At 43.1% G+C, this 17,177-nt stretch carries 15 protein-coding genes; 7 read left to right on the forward strand and 8 right to left on the reverse strand.

Features of this window, described 5'->3' with window-relative positions; genetic code table 11:
- The first annotated feature begins 48 nt into the window (after nucleotides 1-48).
- The gene (dusA, locus tag ACT3TU_RS00375; RefSeq protein WP_192529174.1) at nucleotides 49-1,020 is read left to right on the forward strand and encodes a tRNA dihydrouridine(20/20a) synthase DusA; all 972 of its coding nucleotides are present in this window, start codon (nucleotides 49-51) and stop codon (nucleotides 1,018-1,020) included.
- Nucleotides 1,021-1,115: 95 nt separating this feature from the next.
- Here dusA and ACT3TU_RS00380 read toward each other — a convergent pair whose 3' ends face one another.
- From ACT3TU_RS00380 to ACT3TU_RS00395, 4 genes are all read right to left on the reverse strand, one after another.
- On the reverse strand, nucleotides 1,116-1,928 hold the full coding sequence (locus ACT3TU_RS00380) for a CPBP family intramembrane glutamic endopeptidase (RefSeq protein WP_263973713.1): 813 nt from the start codon (nucleotides 1,926-1,928) through the stop codon (nucleotides 1,116-1,118).
- Between the two features lie 188 nt (nucleotides 1,929-2,116).
- Nucleotides 2,117-3,007, reverse strand: coding sequence for an alpha/beta fold hydrolase (locus ACT3TU_RS00385; protein WP_192524604.1), 891 nt, complete (start codon nucleotides 3,005-3,007; stop codon nucleotides 2,117-2,119).
- A 135-nt stretch (nucleotides 3,008-3,142) separates the two neighbouring features.
- Nucleotides 3,143-4,198, reverse strand: coding sequence for a signal peptide peptidase SppA (gene sppA, locus ACT3TU_RS00390; RefSeq protein WP_192524603.1), 1,056 nt, complete (start codon nucleotides 4,196-4,198; stop codon nucleotides 3,143-3,145).
- Between the two features lie 525 nt (nucleotides 4,199-4,723).
- Nucleotides 4,724-7,771, reverse strand: a complete 3,048-nt coding sequence (locus ACT3TU_RS00395; protein ID WP_444783897.1) for a ComEC/Rec2 family competence protein — start codon at nucleotides 7,769-7,771, stop codon at nucleotides 4,724-4,726.
- A 189-nt stretch (nucleotides 7,772-7,960) separates the two neighbouring features.
- Between ACT3TU_RS00395 and ACT3TU_RS00400 the strand changes: the two genes are divergently transcribed.
- The gene (locus ACT3TU_RS00400) at nucleotides 7,961-8,539 is read left to right on the forward strand and encodes a DUF2062 domain-containing protein (RefSeq protein ID WP_318779301.1); all 579 of its coding nucleotides are present in this window, start codon (nucleotides 7,961-7,963) and stop codon (nucleotides 8,537-8,539) included.
- A 39-nt stretch (nucleotides 8,540-8,578) separates the two neighbouring features.
- On the opposite strand, the gene ACT3TU_RS00405 is transcribed toward ACT3TU_RS00400, so the two are convergent.
- From ACT3TU_RS00405 to ACT3TU_RS00415, 3 genes are all read right to left on the reverse strand, one after another.
- A complete protein-coding gene (locus ACT3TU_RS00405) occupies nucleotides 8,579-8,887 on the reverse strand; it encodes a hypothetical protein (RefSeq protein WP_192523766.1) in 309 nt (102 codons plus the stop codon).
- Between the two features lie 90 nt (nucleotides 8,888-8,977).
- Nucleotides 8,978-9,658, reverse strand: coding sequence for a lipoprotein-releasing ABC transporter ATP-binding protein LolD (gene lolD / locus ACT3TU_RS00410; protein WP_192523765.1), 681 nt, complete (start codon nucleotides 9,656-9,658; stop codon nucleotides 8,978-8,980).
- 43 nt (nucleotides 9,659-9,701) lie between these two features.
- On the reverse strand, nucleotides 9,702-10,937 hold the full coding sequence (locus tag ACT3TU_RS00415) for a lipoprotein-releasing ABC transporter permease subunit (RefSeq protein ID WP_192523764.1): 1,236 nt from the start codon (nucleotides 10,935-10,937) through the stop codon (nucleotides 9,702-9,704).
- A 450-nt stretch (nucleotides 10,938-11,387) separates the two neighbouring features.
- Between ACT3TU_RS00415 and ACT3TU_RS00420 the strand changes: the two genes are divergently transcribed.
- The gene (locus tag ACT3TU_RS00420; protein ID WP_192529172.1) at nucleotides 11,388-12,362 is read left to right on the forward strand and encodes a hypothetical protein; all 975 of its coding nucleotides are present in this window, start codon (nucleotides 11,388-11,390) and stop codon (nucleotides 12,360-12,362) included.
- 116 nt (nucleotides 12,363-12,478) lie between these two features.
- Here ACT3TU_RS00420 and ACT3TU_RS00425 read toward each other — a convergent pair whose 3' ends face one another.
- Nucleotides 12,479-12,868 (reverse strand): SCP-2 sterol transfer family protein, encoded by a 390-nt coding sequence (locus tag ACT3TU_RS00425; RefSeq protein WP_192523762.1) that lies wholly within the window; start codon nucleotides 12,866-12,868, stop codon nucleotides 12,479-12,481.
- 848 nt (nucleotides 12,869-13,716) lie between these two features.
- On the opposite strand from ACT3TU_RS00425, the gene ccoN reads away from it, so the two are divergent.
- Genes ccoN through ccoP form a run of 4 tightly spaced genes read left to right on the forward strand, consistent with a single transcriptional unit; the run spans nucleotide 13,717 to nucleotide 17,173 of the window.
- Entirely contained in the window at nucleotides 13,717-15,201 is a 1,485-nt protein-coding gene (gene ccoN, locus ACT3TU_RS00430) for a cytochrome-c oxidase, cbb3-type subunit I (RefSeq protein WP_192523761.1), read from the forward strand.
- 9 nt (nucleotides 15,202-15,210) lie between these two features.
- A complete protein-coding gene (gene ccoO / locus ACT3TU_RS00435) occupies nucleotides 15,211-15,849 on the forward strand; it encodes a cytochrome-c oxidase, cbb3-type subunit II (protein ID WP_192523760.1) in 639 nt (212 codons plus the stop codon).
- On the forward strand, nucleotides 15,849-16,031 hold the full coding sequence (locus ACT3TU_RS00440; protein WP_192523759.1) for a cbb3-type cytochrome oxidase subunit 3: 183 nt from the start codon (nucleotides 15,849-15,851) through the stop codon (nucleotides 16,029-16,031). The genes ccoO and ACT3TU_RS00440 overlap by 1 nt, the downstream gene beginning before the upstream one ends.
- Nucleotides 16,028-17,173, forward strand: a complete 1,146-nt coding sequence (ccoP, locus tag ACT3TU_RS00445; RefSeq protein ID WP_192523758.1) for a cytochrome-c oxidase, cbb3-type subunit III — start codon at nucleotides 16,028-16,030, stop codon at nucleotides 17,171-17,173. Before ACT3TU_RS00440 ends, ccoP begins: the two co-directional genes overlap by 4 nt.
- Nucleotides 17,174-17,177 lie beyond the last annotated feature (4 nt).

Consider the following 17,177-nt stretch of genomic DNA (forward strand, 5'->3'; position numbering starts at 1 on the left):
ATTAAAATACTTTCTCTAAAAAACCTCAAAGATTAAGGCTTAACCACCATGGTTGATATGACCAACAAAAGACTCTCTGTAGCCCCCATGATCGATTGGACAACGACGGATTACCGTTATTTCGCACGGTTATTTAATCCGTATGTCTATTTATATACCGAGATGATTAGTACTGGCGCGCTCATTCATGGCAATCGCGCGCGGCATCTGCGTTTTGATACGCTCGAGCATCCACTGGTGCTGCAACTCGGTGGTGCAGATATTACAGAGATGACCCAGTGCGCTGAATTCGCTCAGCAGTACGGCTATGACGAAGTCAATATCAATGTTGGCTGCCCCTCTGATCGCGTGCAGCACAATAAAATAGGCGCTTGCTTAATGGCAGAGCCCAATACTGTCGCTGACTTGGTCAAACACATGCAAGCGGCAGTCGATATTCCCGTCACAGTCAAACACCGCATCGGAATCGATGACTTTGACAGCTATGAGTTTATGGTAGACTTTGTACAGAAAGTCGCTGCTGCTGGATGCACGCGCTTTATTGTTCATGCACGTACGGCATGGTTGCAGGGATTGAGTCCCAAACAAAATCGCGACATACCACCGTTACGTTATAATGACGTTTACCGCCTCAAGCAAGATTTTCCCGCGCTTGATATCGAGATTAATGGCGGCATAGAAACCATTGCTGATATTGAAGCCCACTTACAGCATATCGACGGCGTGATGATTGGACGCGCGTTTTATCACAACCCTTACCTATTGGCAGAGTCTAATAGTTTATGGGGTAAACCCGCTCCTAAGCGCTCAGAAATCCTAACGCAACTTTATCCCTACTTAGAAGAGCAAATGGCTAAAGGTGAGGCACTACCCACAATGACTAGGCACTATTTAGGATTGTTTCAGGGATTGATGGGCGCCCGTAAATGGCGACAGGCTTTGAGTGGCAAGCCTCAGTTAACGATTGACGATATCAAACGCGCGGCGGATGAAGTTCTACTATTAAATCCTGATGCATAATTGAATCTATAGTCCGTCCCAAATAATAGTCAGCCCTGCTCATCATGACAACGGCTATAGTAATATGCTGAAAGTTAGAAATAGTCGTTATTTATTTAAGCCACTTGCGCAAGATACTGCGCCATCGCCGCGCCATTATTAATGATGTGTAATAATATCGGCAGTAATAACGAGCCTGATTTGAAACGTGCGTAACAGAATATCAATGCCAATACCACAATGGTGCTAATCTCATAGATACCATACTGCACATGAATCACCGCAAATATCAAACTGGTGACGACACTTGCTACTATTGCGCCTCGATGCTTTGATTTAAGTGGCAATTTAGATGAAGAGTCAGATGGCGAGGCGAATTGCTCGGCAATCGCTGACCACAATAGTCCGCGAAATATCAACTCTTCATATAAAGGCGCAACAATCACCATCGCGAAGACCAGCAGCCATACTGAGCTGACAGATTCATACAATGGATCTACGAACAACAGCGGTGCTTCATCCAGTAAATACGTCAACGCCTGACTGCCAATCATAAATATTAATAGCAGCCCAAGCATCCCCATGCCTACAGTAAATGAGAACGGCTTTAGCGCTAAATACCGGCGGCTATTGCCCCCTTTTAAACCAATAATTAAAACGCTGATAGCTACTAATAGCACGCAGCCTATGATAATAGACAGGCTTACAACCGTGCCATCACTACTGCCAAAAAAGAAGATATCGCCTACGGTAGCGTTTTTAGCAGCGGGTAATACTAGCTTGCCAGCGACATAAACGCCGAGCAACTGGCTGATAAAAAACGCTATCAGCATTCCGATGATCAGTAGAAACGCACCCAATCGTGAAAACAGCGGGGTGCGCTTAGGCTGCGGAGTAAAATGGTGCGAACCAGTAGCATTTTTTAGCATAGAGTCGTTACTCAAACGGATATTCTGTCAGCTCACATCTGTCGTGGATATAGATAACACTGAAGTAATACCATTCACAAAAATTAGAGTAGCAAGGAAAACGAGTGCAAGTGCTACGCACTGTAGACTAAACAAGTTTGACACGGCTAATCGTACTTTTTGGGTTTGGTATAAATAATAATCAGTGGTTATTTTGGCAATTGCTGCTCAATCAAGGTCAACACTTGCAACGCGACCGATTCTGGATGCTCGAGCGGGAACATATGGCCACCTGCATGAGTCTTATAAGGAATACCCAAACGCGACTGTATTTGTTGCGGAAACTGGCGTTTTAAAAACACACTGTCTTGACCTATGATCAAGGTCACAGGAACCTTAGGGCCACGGTTCGGTGCGAGCCAATACCAAGAGGGATTGGTTCGAAAAACTTCCACCTCACTGGCTTTCGGGATGGCCAATGTCACTTTGCCATCCGCACGTTCATGTAACCCGTGCTCGATATAGCCTTGAAAACTGCGCTCATCAAAGTTTTTGAAAAATCCTTTATGCCGCATCTTTTCATACGCATCTGAGCGACTATCCCAAACGTCACGGCGATGTTTAGAGATACCAGCTGGTGATAGTTTGTCCATCAAGCGGTTATTCATCATAGGTAATCTGTCTACCGTTTTGGCAAGGTGCCAAAATAAGCTGACCTTGCCATAAATCCAAGGTGGATCCATGAGCACCGCTTGGGAAAAACACTCTGGTGCGCGATACAGCGCCTGTAAAGTACACATCGCACCAAGCGAGTGCCCCACTGCTACTACTTGCTTTACACCATGCTTTTCGCAGGCATTCCTCACACTATCAATAATCTGTTGTGTGAGACGACGCCAATGGTCATCCACTGGATAATCAGGTGTCGCACCCAACATTGCAATATATTCAATAGTAAAAAATTCTGCTAACCTCTCAAAAAATGGCTGGTAGACTGCACTTGGCATACCATTAGCATGGGCAAAATGTAGGACAGGCTTATTTGTTATTTTAGAAACAGGCAAAGCAGCAAAGGTGTTCAAATTGATTTCATCACTCATAACAGGCTCTCATCGATTTAAATAGTTATTTAGGACGTTTTTTATAATCATTGAATCTTACATATAGTTAAGGCTGAGCATAGTCATATACTCAGCCTTAACAATCATACACAGTAAATCTAAAACATAAAACACTTAACGCATCTGCGCGTTACCCTCTTCTTGGGGCAACACATCGAGATTGATGCTTGAGCCAACGCCTGCACCCAACTTAACGGCAAAGCGGTCCATAAATAACTGGAACGGATCTGTTGGGCTATAATTCACCACACTATTAAGCTCTAATTGCTTCTCTAGGCTTGCGATACTGCCTTTTTTATCTGCCAGCCCTAATTCAATAGACTGCTCACCTGTCCAGAACAATCCTGAAAACAATTTGTTTTGTTCAGGGTTTTTTAAACGGTCACCGCGACCTTCTTTGACTGCATCGATAAAGTGTTTATGCGTATTGGCCAGTACTTTTTCGACATGACTTTCTTCATAATCAGTCAATGGACGTGACAAGCTTAAGATGTCTTTATACTCACCAGCAGTAATGGTGCGATCTTCGACACCAACCTTGTCCATTAAGCCTTTGATATTATAGCTTGGCATAATCACACCAATAGAGCCGACCAAACTTGATGGATTGACATAAATCTCATCCGCTGCAGAAGCAATATAATAAGCACCCGATGCACCAATATCACCAATCACTGCGTAAAGCTTTTTGTCTGGATACTCTTGGCGCAAATCTATCATCGTCTGCCAAATTTCATCAGACTGTACGGGCGAGCCGCCAGGTGAGTTAATATCTAACGCCACCGCTTTTGAGTTTTTATTTTTAAAAGCACGCGTTAAGGCTTCGTTGACATCATAAGCATTGGCAACATCACCGCTACTAATCGTCCCTTGAAGCTCAACCACTGCCAAATGAGGCTTACTGGTGTCGACACCATCTAGACCCGTGGGTGCTTTGGTACTGCACCCACGACCAAGGGTCAAAAATATCAATAAAATATAACCAAAGGTCAAAAGTTTAAAAAAGATACCCCAACGACGCGAGCGGCGTTGTTCGACCACGCTCGCCAATAAGGTGTTTTCTAGCAGTCGCCATTCTTGTCCAGTTGGCTGGCTTGGTGGCTGCATCGGCGCTGGCTGATTTGGCGAATTATCAGGACGTTTGTTAGGGTCTGGTGGCCAGTTGGGCATATAACTTCCTAAGTCAGAAACAATCTAAAACGATAAAAGAAACGATATAAAATATAGACGCCGTAAGACGCTGGTTTTCACTTTAGATATCTATATATTTAGTGCTTATATTTAATGCTTATATATTGAAATACTTTCACACCATAACGGCCATCTATATTAATAGGTTGCTAAGTATGGTGGTATTTTAATCATGGTTCAATAGGGGCTGTATAGAATTCATCTATTAGGACTGCTGATCGCTAAAATAATTCCAGACTAGGCGTAAATCGAAGGTAATGTCGAGACCTTAGCTAGATTTACAACAACGTCTGGGGCGATTTTAGCATCAGTCCGAAGGAACAGGACTATTTTTTGCCACTTCATAGCCAAAACTATCGCGCTTAGAATAACTAAACTTACTATTTTTGGCGTCGAATTGCCTAAAAAATAGTCTCTGTCAGTTCCTTAGCTGAATTCTATACAGCCCCTAGTATAACTGTGAAATATCACTATATTGTAACGCTTATAATATAAGCAAAAATTTTAGGGCTCAATATCGACAGCATCGACCGTAGCATTGAAAGACCACGCCGCCTCTAAACCCTTATCATCGTAGGTTATGGTCTGGTTTACTTTTTGACGATTGAGCACATCAGCCGTTATATGCGATGTGCTATGTCCAAGCCATGTGACATTATTAAATGTGGTCGCTTGCTCAAGGACACTACCAGACTTAGATGTATTATAGGGCTGTACTGAACACAGCAATTCCCACATTTGCCAAAGGCGCTGATGCGTATCGGCATTTAAGATAATCCGTGATTTTGCAGCGTCAGTTTGTTGAACGGGTAATTGGCTATTCGACGTGAGGGTCTGCCCAGATACCGGTAATGATTTGAGCGGATCAGCCGCATTGTATGTTAGCACGCGTAAGGGTAAGCGGCTATCGATCACCACCGTACAGTCCCACACGCTGGCGTCGCCCACTTTACTCCAATCCGTCAGCGCTTGTATGGACAACTCACCATTGGTTAACTGCCAGCGTTTGCCTTGCTCACAACGTTGCACGCTTATGTCTGCCTTACTGGTAGATGAGCTGGCGACTTTATACGCTCGCTGCAATGCAGGCCAACGATCTGAACGCCCTGCTTGCCAATATTGACTAATGGGTAAACGCTGATTTAACTGCGCCACGGTCATGGGTAATAATTCAGAATTTTTGAGTTTAAAATTAGAGTCATGGTTCTGGTTATCATTACCAGCGAGCGTATCCGTCAAACCAGCACTACTGCTCTGTACGATGATGCCTTGTAACCTATCAACGGATAAGCTGCCTAATTGCTGTTCCAACATTATAGAAAACTGCGCGGCCGTTAGACGACTTGGCATGGTCCTTGTGGAGCTATCTCTGTGATCGGTTAACAGTAGCCAACTGACATTTTCCTTGTTTGTATTTGTCGCTGACGACGGATTATCATGACTTTTAATAGTGGCTTTATTATTAACAGGATATTGCAACAAAGCGGCACTTATATATCGATCGCCCGTTGGCAAAATATATAAAGTCGGTGTCGCTGCTAGCGACTGCTGATTGGCATATACCGTCATCATCAATAAGGTTAACGGTGGAAGTGCCAGCCAACGGTTGACAAACCCTCGGGGTAATAACCACGGCAATATACTCAGCAAGGCCATGAACAATATGGCGATGTTTACTGGTGTATAAAGCCATGCTTCTGACAATGCGGGTAATGAGGTCAACCACGTCATCAGCTTATGCAAGCCGGCGACGAGTGCACTGACAAGCTGCCAAATACTATCAGCGATAGTAGGTGATAAAAGATAACAAAGTCCTGCCAATAGATTAAGCGGCACGATGACCCAACCAAACAATCCAATGGCAAATAAGTTAATAACCAGACCCCACAATGATGCTTTGCCAAACAGTAATAAAGTAACAGGTAATAAAGTGAGAAATAGCCAAAACTGGAGTTTAAATACCCGTCTACTTATTATCCAAAGGTGCTGTGACACAGTATTGATCACACTCGCTTTATCAGAATTGTTTTTATGAGGTAAAGAGGATTGCCTATACCGATAGGAGCTGTCGTCATACTTGAGTAATAGCGCCACTGCAATAAAGGATAGCCAATAACCAGCCTGCCATAATACATACGGATCGAGCCATGCCATCAGTATAGCCAGCGCAAACAATACACGCATCGTACCGACAGGCAATAACGTTAAACGCACCAAACCTATCGCTAATAACATCCATGCGGTACGAGCAGCAGGCACATCAAAGCCAGTAAATAGCGCATAAATAAAAGCAGCACCAATCATCACCCACCAGCGTACTTGCCAGCGCGGAATATGACGGTAAAATACTGGCCATAGCCGATCAAAAAACGAGACGACTGTGCCGGATAGCATAATCGCTAAAAACAATACATGCGTCCCTGAGATAGCAAGTAGATGTGAGATACCCGCCAATTGGTATAAATCTTTGGTGTCACGGTTGATTAAACTGCGGTCACCTGTAAGCAAGCTTAATGTCACTGCCTTAGCTTGTTGCTGTGCGGTGGTCTTTTCTTCCCAACCCTTATGAAAATGCTGCCGTAACTGCCAACGTCCTTGGTCAATATAGGTACGAAAACGCTGAAAATATGAGTCAGAAGAAGCGGTCAGATCTAATGACTCGGTATTAGGAATAGTCGATGCGCTGGTAGCCAGTATATTTGCGACCCCATCGATATGACGACCTCGCAACCAACGATAGCTGTCAAAGCCAGACGGGTTATTTATTGCTTGCTCAGAGCTCTCAAGCGGCGCCAGCGTCAGACTCATAAATAGCTGATCACCAGGCTGTAAATAATTTAAATTGGTAAATTCGCTATTACCAGAAGGAGTTTGAGAAGCTGACTTTGATGAATGCTTTGGATAAGCATTGAGCAATATACGGTATTTGACGTTTTGATTGTTATTATGAGTTAGAGTGGCCGTATTTAATTTTTTTGTATCTGAGTTTTGATTATTTAAGTCGATACTGCTTAGGCTATTTTTATCATCTTCTAAATAATTAACCTTACTATTATCTAAATCTTGCGCTGTAAGCTTAGACACTAAGGGCGTTATATGGCTAATAGTAGCAACTTGTCGATAACCACTTTCTGTGCTGGCATCATAGACACTATCACTCACCCCCTCGATAGTCACTAGTGCTTGTACCCGCATAGGCTCAGAGATTGCTGCAGCTTCTGCATGTTGATGGCTAACCAACGCTTGCACTGCACTTCCTATAATTAGCCCAATTGCTAATATAGAAAATGACAAATAATATATAATGCGAAATGAAGGTTTAGCGCTACGAGGGCAATGGCTAGAAGGGTTTTGAGCAGTATTATTGATATGTACTGATGGTATTTTAAACTGGGCAATCACGATCAATATAATGGCAAAAATAATTAATGCTAAAGAGAAGCTATTATTAATATCCAACAGGAACGAATGAGTTGGCAACGCCGTATTATCCGCGACTGCCAAAACGCCCATCATAGCGACAATAATTAAGCTACCAATTAACCAGTACACTAGCAACTCACCCCTTGTGCAATAGCATTTATATCATTATTACCCTATACTGATTAAAGATATTGAACGACGATTATCTAATATCCTCATTCCATATATTTTTATTAGTGCTTTTTATTACTAACCTCACTTTATACCAGCCCATCAATGCGCTTGAGCGGACTGTAGTTAACGATTAAAGGCGATCCTGTGCCCCAAAAACGTCTCAAAGACCTGCTTCCTACCCCAGAGAAAATCTTAGAAAGCCGCACCTTAAAATTGTTTGCACCGCATTTGGCTGATCCACGATTATGGCATTTTAATCGTCATAGCCTAAATAAAGCGGTATATATTGGTGTGCTTAGTGCATTTTTCCCATTACCTGGACAGATGTTATTGGCATTGATCGGCGCCCTTATTTTCCGTGCTAACGTACCAATGGCACTTGGTTTGACTTGGATTACCAACCCGATAACCACACTGCCTGTGTTTTATGCAGGGTATTATATCGGCGCCAAAATTCTTGACGTGCCGATGATTAGCTTGCGGGTTATCGGTAGAATGATTTCTGACTTTAGTTTGTGGATTGTATCCGATGGTGCCAATCCATTCATTACTTATAAAGGCACAGTATCGATTACTGCTTTTTGTTTGGGTTTAACTATCTTGGCAGTTATCAGTAGCATTATATGCGGCTTAGCGTTCAAAGCCATATGGCGCTATAAAACCATCACCAGCTGGCAAAAACGCCAGTCCAATAATGCAGCTGATAAACCGCCTAAACGTTAAGACACTCCTCCAAAAAATATGTAACACAGCACAGCGCTCTCAATCGTCTTCGCTATTTTTTTCCATCGCTTCAAGAATATGTTCAGTAAGCTTCTCTTCCATTATAAACACACCAATCACTTCTTCGTTTTTGAGTAACGTGTAGCGCTTACCCGTCGCGCTGTCTTGAGCCTTTAAATCGTAATCAACACCGGCTAAGGTGATCGCATCAAAAACTGGCGTAAGCAGATCTATTTGTGCTTGTTTATCAATCGTATCGAACAACGTCGGATCCATATAGGGCTTGAGTGGCTCATTGCCTTCTTCGGCACTACCAAAGGCGGCAATCGGGTCTTCGTTTTTGTCCATAATCCTCATCTCTATTCAATGGATAGACTGCTATATCATCACTGCTGTTTATGCCGTCAGCAGTGTATTTATTTTGGCTGCGTAACGTTGTTAATACTGTTCCCAATGACCATTACGCAATAATAACTGCCGATCTGCAAGTGCGGCTAAATTGCGATCATGAGTCACCATCAGTAAAGCGGTTTGCATGGTGTTTTGCAATTCTGTTAACAGCCCAAAAACACTTTGGGCGTTATCATAATCCAAGTTACCTGTTGGCTCATCTGCCAAAATAAGCGATGGCTTAGTCACCAGAGCACGAGCTATCGCCACACGCTGACGCTCACCACCTGATAGCTCACCCGGTCTATGTGCCAAACGATGCTCAAGACCGACACTGGTTAAAATATCAATGGCTTGTTGACGCGCTTCAGTCGTCGATACTTTTGGGCGCATCAATAATGGCATGGCGACGTTTTCAATGGCGGTAAACTCTGCCAATAAATGGTGAAATTGATAAATAAACCCTAAGTATTTATTGCGCATCGCACCGCGTTCAGTCTCATTCATATTGTTTAATAACTGGCCATGTAACCAGACTTCACCGCTGGTTGGCGTATCAAGCCCACCTAGTAGGTGTAACAAAGTGCTTTTCCCTGAACCACTAGTCCCAACAATAGCAATGCGCTCCCCAGCATTGACGTTCAAATCTAAGCCGGTCAATACTTGAGTACTGACCGCCCCTTCATCATATATCTTATTGATATTGGTCGCCTTCAAAATCGCAGACATAGCACTTCCTTTATTTTATTTATAGTGGCATTCATACCTTTAATTACTCGTAACGTAGCGTTTGCGCCGGCTGAATTTTAGCCGCTCGGCGTGCTGGATAAATGGTGGCCAAGAAGCTCAATATAAATGAGGCGCTCGTAATCAACACCACATCGGTCAAGCGCAGCTGCGATGGCAGATAGTTAACAAAATAGGCATCAAATAAGTTTAGGCCAAAGGTCTGGTTGATAAAGCCCAAAATATCACTAACCGTCAGCGCAAATATCACACCCAATATCGTGCCCGCAATCGTACCGATAAAGCCGATAACGATACCCTGCACCATAAACACCTGAGTAATCAAACGCGGCGAGGCGCCAAAGGTTTTTAGAATAGCGATGTCTGCTTTTTTATCTGTGACCAGCATGACCAAACTTGAAACAATGTTAAAGGCGGCGACCAAGATGATTAAGAATAGCAATAAACCCACCATTGCTTTTTCCATTTGAATCGCCCCAAATAAGTTGCCATGCGTCTGTGTCCAATTACTAGGATACAATCGTCCAGGGTCGATCGCTGCTGCTTTTTCTGCCGCTATTGGCGCACTAAAAATATCCACAAGTTTCATACGTACACCCTGTGCGCCTTCTGGCAGACGTAGCAGTTTTGCTGCATCTCCCATCGGGATAAACGCCATCAGACTATCTACCTCAGGACTGATCGTATATATACCCGTCAAGGTGAAGCGCTTAAATCGTGGTATCACGCCAGCAGGCGATGGAGAGGCTTCCGGTAGCACCAAAGTCACCTTATCACCCAACTGCAACCCCAAAGATTGCACCATCTCTTCGCCTAGCACAATACTGAAATCACCGTTATGCAACGTATCAATGCTACCTTCGACCATATGCTCGTTGATGATTGAGACATTTTTTTCGTATTCAGGATCGACGCCTGTGACCATAATCCCTGCGACCTGACCATTTGAGGTCAGCATACCTTGCAGCTGGATAAAAGGCGCTACAGCGGCGACTTCTGGGTCTTCTTTAATTTCATCAGCCAATTGCTTCCAATCATCGATAATCTCAGTCGAGACCACGGTTGCTTGCGGCACCATACCCAAAATACGTGTTTTTAGTTCACGGTCGAAACCATTCATGACCGATAGCACCGTAATCAATACGGCAACCCCAAGAGTCAGACCAATCATCGAGATCAGCGATATAAAGGAGATAAAACCATTACTACGCTCTGCGCGGGTGTATCGCAAGCCAATAAATAACGCTAAAGGACGAAACATATTCAAACTCTTTATCTTATCTACGTGCGACTTTGTATATGCTATAAAACCAGTCGTATCAAGTGCTTCATACGGCGGCACTTGATACGCTCACATATAAATCGAACAAAAAAAAGGGTTTCAGACGAGCCAAAGACAGCCGTCAAAAGGGAGCTAGTTTGACACAATTTAGCTAATATATGCCAGTCATTAGCAAAAACTGCGGTTATTTTTTACTAAAAAACTGGGTTTTGTTACTATTTTTTATGAAGGACTTGCTATTGCTTGCGTCAATACCTATATATTGTATGCTAAAGACAATTGTCATTAACCATTCATTGTTGTTTGTTGACCCTTGACTGATGAATAATTGCTGGCTATCAAAAACCAAGACCGTTAAATATGGGAAGGTATATCAGCAATAGCAGTTTTTGGTCTAAACCTCACGCTGACTTAATTTTGAGTATTTTCATGACCATTAATTATCAATATAAAAACATTCAATCTCCCACAAAAATCACTTTGACCGATGAGCAGACCGCCGGTCACGCCGATCATTGGCGCATCTTGACCGATGATATGAGCAATGACGTGCCAGCATGGCTACAAAAAATGATCGAACAGGCGGCAATGCCCAAAGGCCTCAACCCCAATGTGAGTGCCCAAGATAGCTGCTTGTTATTATCTGAAGATCAGCCTTGTCATATCAATCAAGTCCTGGCCATGAAAGAGGGGAAGCCTGAATGCTTTATCAACGCCTACCCTTGTGTCGATAGTCCTTATGGGCTCAACTGTAAAATTGAGCGTGTCATTGCCAACGACAACTCCCACGATGCGGTATTACGCTTGCGTACAGCGGACGGCAGTATTATTTACGCCTTTGATCAGCTGTATACGACCAATCGCCATTTATACCAACGCGACACCTCATATTTTGTGAATTTTAGCGCTTGGGCCCATGAGTTTAAGCTGAGCGAACAAAACGAGGTAATTATGGTAGAAGACCAAGAGTCGATTCGCTACCATCGTGCCTTTAACGATATCGTCGCCGCGAATGACGGCCAAATCCCCGATGATCTACAGCAACAAATCAGTGAGTGGAAGCCTGAAACCGAAGCGCAAATGGCACCAGTAGAAATTAACTTGGGTCATATGTGTGCTTATCTGTTTGGCGATACCTTGGGTCAAGAGGATGAAGCTTGGTGTCAAGGTCAGGTGCTCGGCAAGCAAGAAACCGTCTTTAATGGTAAATCAATCATCTTATTTGATGTGGTAGCACTGCGCGAACAAGATGCCGACCCATTTGTGATGCGTATTGGCGCACTCAACACCCCAGAGACTGCCTCTATTAAGGTACATGACTATGTGCAAGCGAATGTTTGGCTACAAGCAGCCATTTACAAAGAAAACCAGGAAAACATAACCCAGCAAGTAAAAGCCAGTTAATTAAAAAATTCTTCAAATCTATATCGATAAAAAGAGCCTCTAATCTAAGATTAAAGGCTCTTTTGCATTTAGCTACTTTTTTAAAATTAGCTAAGAATAAACGAGGCAATAAAATATTACGCCATGGTCGTTACTGACTTAATACGGCTATAAAGTTCTTTTTGTTCGCTACTTGGACGAGCCGTTTGTACCGCCATCAATTGTGACATATCGCCTTCGACACGAATTTTACCACTCATAAAGGCACCCATAATTTCATTGGTATCAAAATCAGTAATGATAGATTGTAAGATACTGCGATCAAGTAAGAGTGTGGTAGTCGCCGCATCATTCAGACCGCGGTGCAATAAACCGTTAGCAAAGTTAGCTTCGATATCTTGCTCAGTATCAGATACTTTTAAATTAACAATCATATTATCTAATGCTGGCGGTAAGTTAAGCTCACCCGCTTCCTGACCCATCTGCTCAACTTGCTCAAACCATTCGTCTGTCAAAAAAACTGCCATATTGTTATCCTTAATTGGTATTATATAAGGCTAAAGCTACGTCATAGCCTTACCTGATTAGAGGTTGAATCATAAAATACGTACTAACAATAGTGTTATAAAAGCTCTATTATCAATCATACTTAGCTTCATTATAAGATGCGACTTAATGATAAGTAAAACCTATTTATAGCACTAATGCTAATACTGTTACAAAACCTTTATAGGAATTGGGCATTTACCTTGATAACAGTATCTTTTTTTAACCCCTAGAATAGTAGGGAAATTGGGTATAAAATAGACAAATAACGCAGCAACGATAAGTTGTTTGCAGAGATTTTTACCAAAGAGTTTGTATTTTAGCGCATAGTCTTAATGATATTTTATTAGGTTTGCGTTACAATACCCTTAAACAGAGTCGGGAGTTTTAACTAAACATTACGTAAACATGTTTTTTTGTCAGCCGCCGCTAGCATACATCTATGGTCAATGTATTTTTTATGACCCTATGGATATTGGTATCTATCTTCATTAGTACGGGTTTTTGGTAATAATTAAGATAAATACTTAGCCTCATTAGATGTCTGATGCTCGAAAACGGCGCATCTTCTTATTCACTTTAACGTGTTATTAACAATCCTACTATCGATTAGCTATGAGTGTCGTGTATTTGAAACGCTTCTCTCTGTTCATTAGTACCAACTAATAGACAATAAAAGTTTCGATTGATAGTTAATAACCTGACTGTAATAAGTAAATCAAAAATAGCATGTGCCGCAACCACCATCTGTTTATCAAAATTAATGATACAGATGACGCGGAGAATTAGTTAATTCTGTTGATAATTCGGGCTGTAAAGGAATCATCCAATGAGTTTACAAAACACAGCAGTCGCCCCAATTGACCGTGAGTATGAAATCACTATCGTACGATTTTTTACGATCATGGCAGTAATATGGGGCATCGTCGGCATGAGTATTGGTGTGTTCATTGCTTCACAGTTGGCATGGCCAGCTCTGAACTTTGACATCGCATGGCTATCATTTGGTCGCCTCAGACCACTACACACCAACGCCGTTATTTTTGCTTTCGGTGGCTCTGCCCTGTTCGCAACGTCTTACTATATTGTCCAGCGTACCTGTAAGACAAGGCTATTTGCCCCTTATTTAGCTTGGTTTACCTTTTGGGGTTGGCAAGCGGTTATTGTATCAGCCGTTATTACCCTACCTTTAGGTTTGACTTCGACTAAAGAATACGCTGAGCTTGAGTGGCCAATTGATATCTTGATTGCTTTGGTATGGGTTTCTTATGCCATCGTTTTCTTCGGTACACTCATCAAACGTAAAACCTCACATATTTATGTGGCCAACTGGTTCTTTGCTGCCTTTATTATTACGATTGCACTACTTCATATCGTAAATAGTATGGCCATCCCTGTTAGTGCCTTTAAGTCTTACTCATTATTTGGCGGTGCGACCGATGCGATGGTGCAATGGTGGTGGGGGCATAACGCAGTAGGGTTTTACCTGACAGCAGCCTTCCTTGGGATGATGTATTACTTCGTTCCAGTACAGATTGGGCGTCCTATTTACTCTTACCGTTTGTCTATCGTTCACTTTTGGGCATTGATTGCTTCATATATGTGGGCTGGTGGTCACCATTTGCATTATTCAGCGATTCCAGATTGGACGCAGTCATTGGCGATGGTATTCTCTATTATTCTATTCGCACCTTCTTGGGGTGGTATGATTAACGGGGTATTAACACTGTCAGGCAGTTGGGATAAACTACGTACCGATCCAATCATTCGCTTTATGATTGTGGCACTGTCATTCTATGCCATGTCGACGTTCGAAGGCCCAATGATGTCCATCAAAACTGTGAATGCGCTATCGCATAACACGGATTGGACAGTAGGTCACGTTCACTCAGGGGCACTTGGCTGGGTTGGTATGATTACCATTGGTTCGCTATACGTGTTATTACCACGTATTTATAATAAACCAAAAATGTATTCTATCAGCTTAATCACCACGCATTTCTGGTTAGCTACTGCAGGGACTATCTTCTATATCGTGTCTATGTGGATCTCAGGTATTGGCCAAGGTATGATGTGGCTAGCCACTAACCCTGATGGTACTTTGGTATATAGTTTCGTTGATACCGTTGAGTTCTCGCATTTCCCATATATTGGTCGTGCGTTCGGTGGTCTGCTATATGTATCAGGTATGTTTGTCATGGCATATAACGTGTATAAAACACTTAAAATGCCAGAAGGCAAACCTGTTGATATCGCTGACCCGACTGATCATGAACCTAGTGTCGATGAAACCTCGACAGCTGCTAACGTATAAGGAGCGATCATGGCTGGTACACCGCATGAGATTATTGAAAAAAACACAGGCTTATTAGTCATCGGTATCGTCATTGCTATTAGCTTTGCAACACTAGTAGAGATCGTACCATTAATATATGATTATAGAGGTGCTGAAGAAGGTGGGGTGAACGCTCCCCTACCTGCTATGGAGCCTTGGACTGCACTTGAGTTTGAAGGTCGTGACATCTATATTCGTGAAGGGTGTCATGTTTGTCATACTCAAATGATTCGTCCACTACGTGCTGAAGTTGAGCGTTATGGGCCGTATTCACGTGCTGCTGAATCGACGTGGGATCACCCTTTCTTATGGGGTTCAAAGCGTACTGGGCCAGATTTGGCACGTGTTGGTGGTCGTTATTCTGAAGATTGGCAAAAGCAACATCTTATCGATCCACGTTCATTAGTACCTGAGTCTGTAATGCCTGGTTTTCCTTGGCTTGCGACTAACGAAGTGAACGGTAGCGACATACAGACTAGAATGCGTTTATTCCGTGATCAATTTGGTGTGCCTTATACCGATGAAGATATTGAAGGAGCGCCCGATGCTGTGCTTGGTGCTACTGAGCTTGATGCAGTCGTTGCCTATCTTCAACAATTAGGTACCGCAATGGAAGGACAGCGCTAATGGGTATTGGTGAATTACAAACAATTGCGACCGTTTCTGCCTTTATTGCCTTCGTAGGCGTTGCATGGTGGGCGTATTCGCCAAAAAACAAAAAACGCTTCGAAGAAGATGCACAACTTGCGCTCGATGACGAGATCGAAAAACCTGTGTCTGAAGAGCAGCGCAATAAGGATGAACGATGACATTTTTTTGGAGTACTTGGATCACCGTACTGAGCTTTATGTGCTGGGCGGGTATCCTCGGTGTCTTACTAATGGTGTTAAAATATAAGCCAGAAGTTGAAGAAGACGGCACAACAGGCCATGATTATGATGGTATCAAAGAATATGACAAACCGCTCCCAAAATGGTGGTTAGTGATATTTTTCGGCTCCATTATCTGGGCCGTAGCATATTGGGTATTCTTCCCTGCTATGTTTCCAAAACATTGGGAAGGTATTACAACCGTAGAAGTTGATGGTGAAACCGTTCCTTGGACCTCTCACAACGAGCTTTATAGTGAGCTTGAAGAGAATGATAAAGTATTCACTAAGAACTTTGAGCAAAACATTTTGGCAAAAGCGGATGCCAGCGATGCGTCAAAAACTTTAGCAACGCTTTCTGAGATGCAGGCCACTATGCGTCGCAGTGAAACACCGCCAGCAGGGTTACAAACTCAAATTGATGAAAAAATTGCAGAGCTCTCGCCTGCTGTTGAAAAGCTTTCTGAAAACCCAAATGCATTAAAAGTGGGCAGCCGCCTGTTCTTACAGAACTGTGCCGTTTGTCATGGTTCGAATGCTAAAGGGGCGACAGGCTACCCTAACCTGACTGATAACGATTGGTTATATGGTGGAGAAGCTACAAACATCTTGACTACCCTACATAATGGTCGAGTGGGTGGCATGGCGGCATGGCGTGACCAAATCGGTGAAAATGGCGTACGTGCAGTATCTGAGTATGTACTGTCAATTTCTGGCAACCAAGAAGGTTATGATCTTGATAAGGTTATGGTTGCTAAAGGCGAGGAAATCTTTAAAGAACCGACTAACTGTGTGCTTTGCCATGGTGCAGATGCTAAAGGAATGATTTCGACTGGCGCACCAAACTTGACGGATAATATCTGGCTATATGGCGGTGATCGCGAAACTATCCGTGAGACCCTGCGTTATGGTCGTGCAGGTGTAATGCCTGAGTGGGAAACCAAGCTAGGTAACGAGCGCATCATGTTGCTTGCAGCCTATGTTTACTCACTCTCTGATAGAAACGCGAAGCCTGCTAAAGCAACCACTGTTTCTGCCACTGCTCCTAAAGCAGCGACAACAACTGAAACGACGGTTAACTAACCAA

The sequence above is a fragment of the Psychrobacter sp. AOP3-A1-26 genome (genome assembly GCF_052378235.1).
Lineage (GTDB): Bacteria > Pseudomonadota > Gammaproteobacteria > Pseudomonadales > Moraxellaceae > Psychrobacter.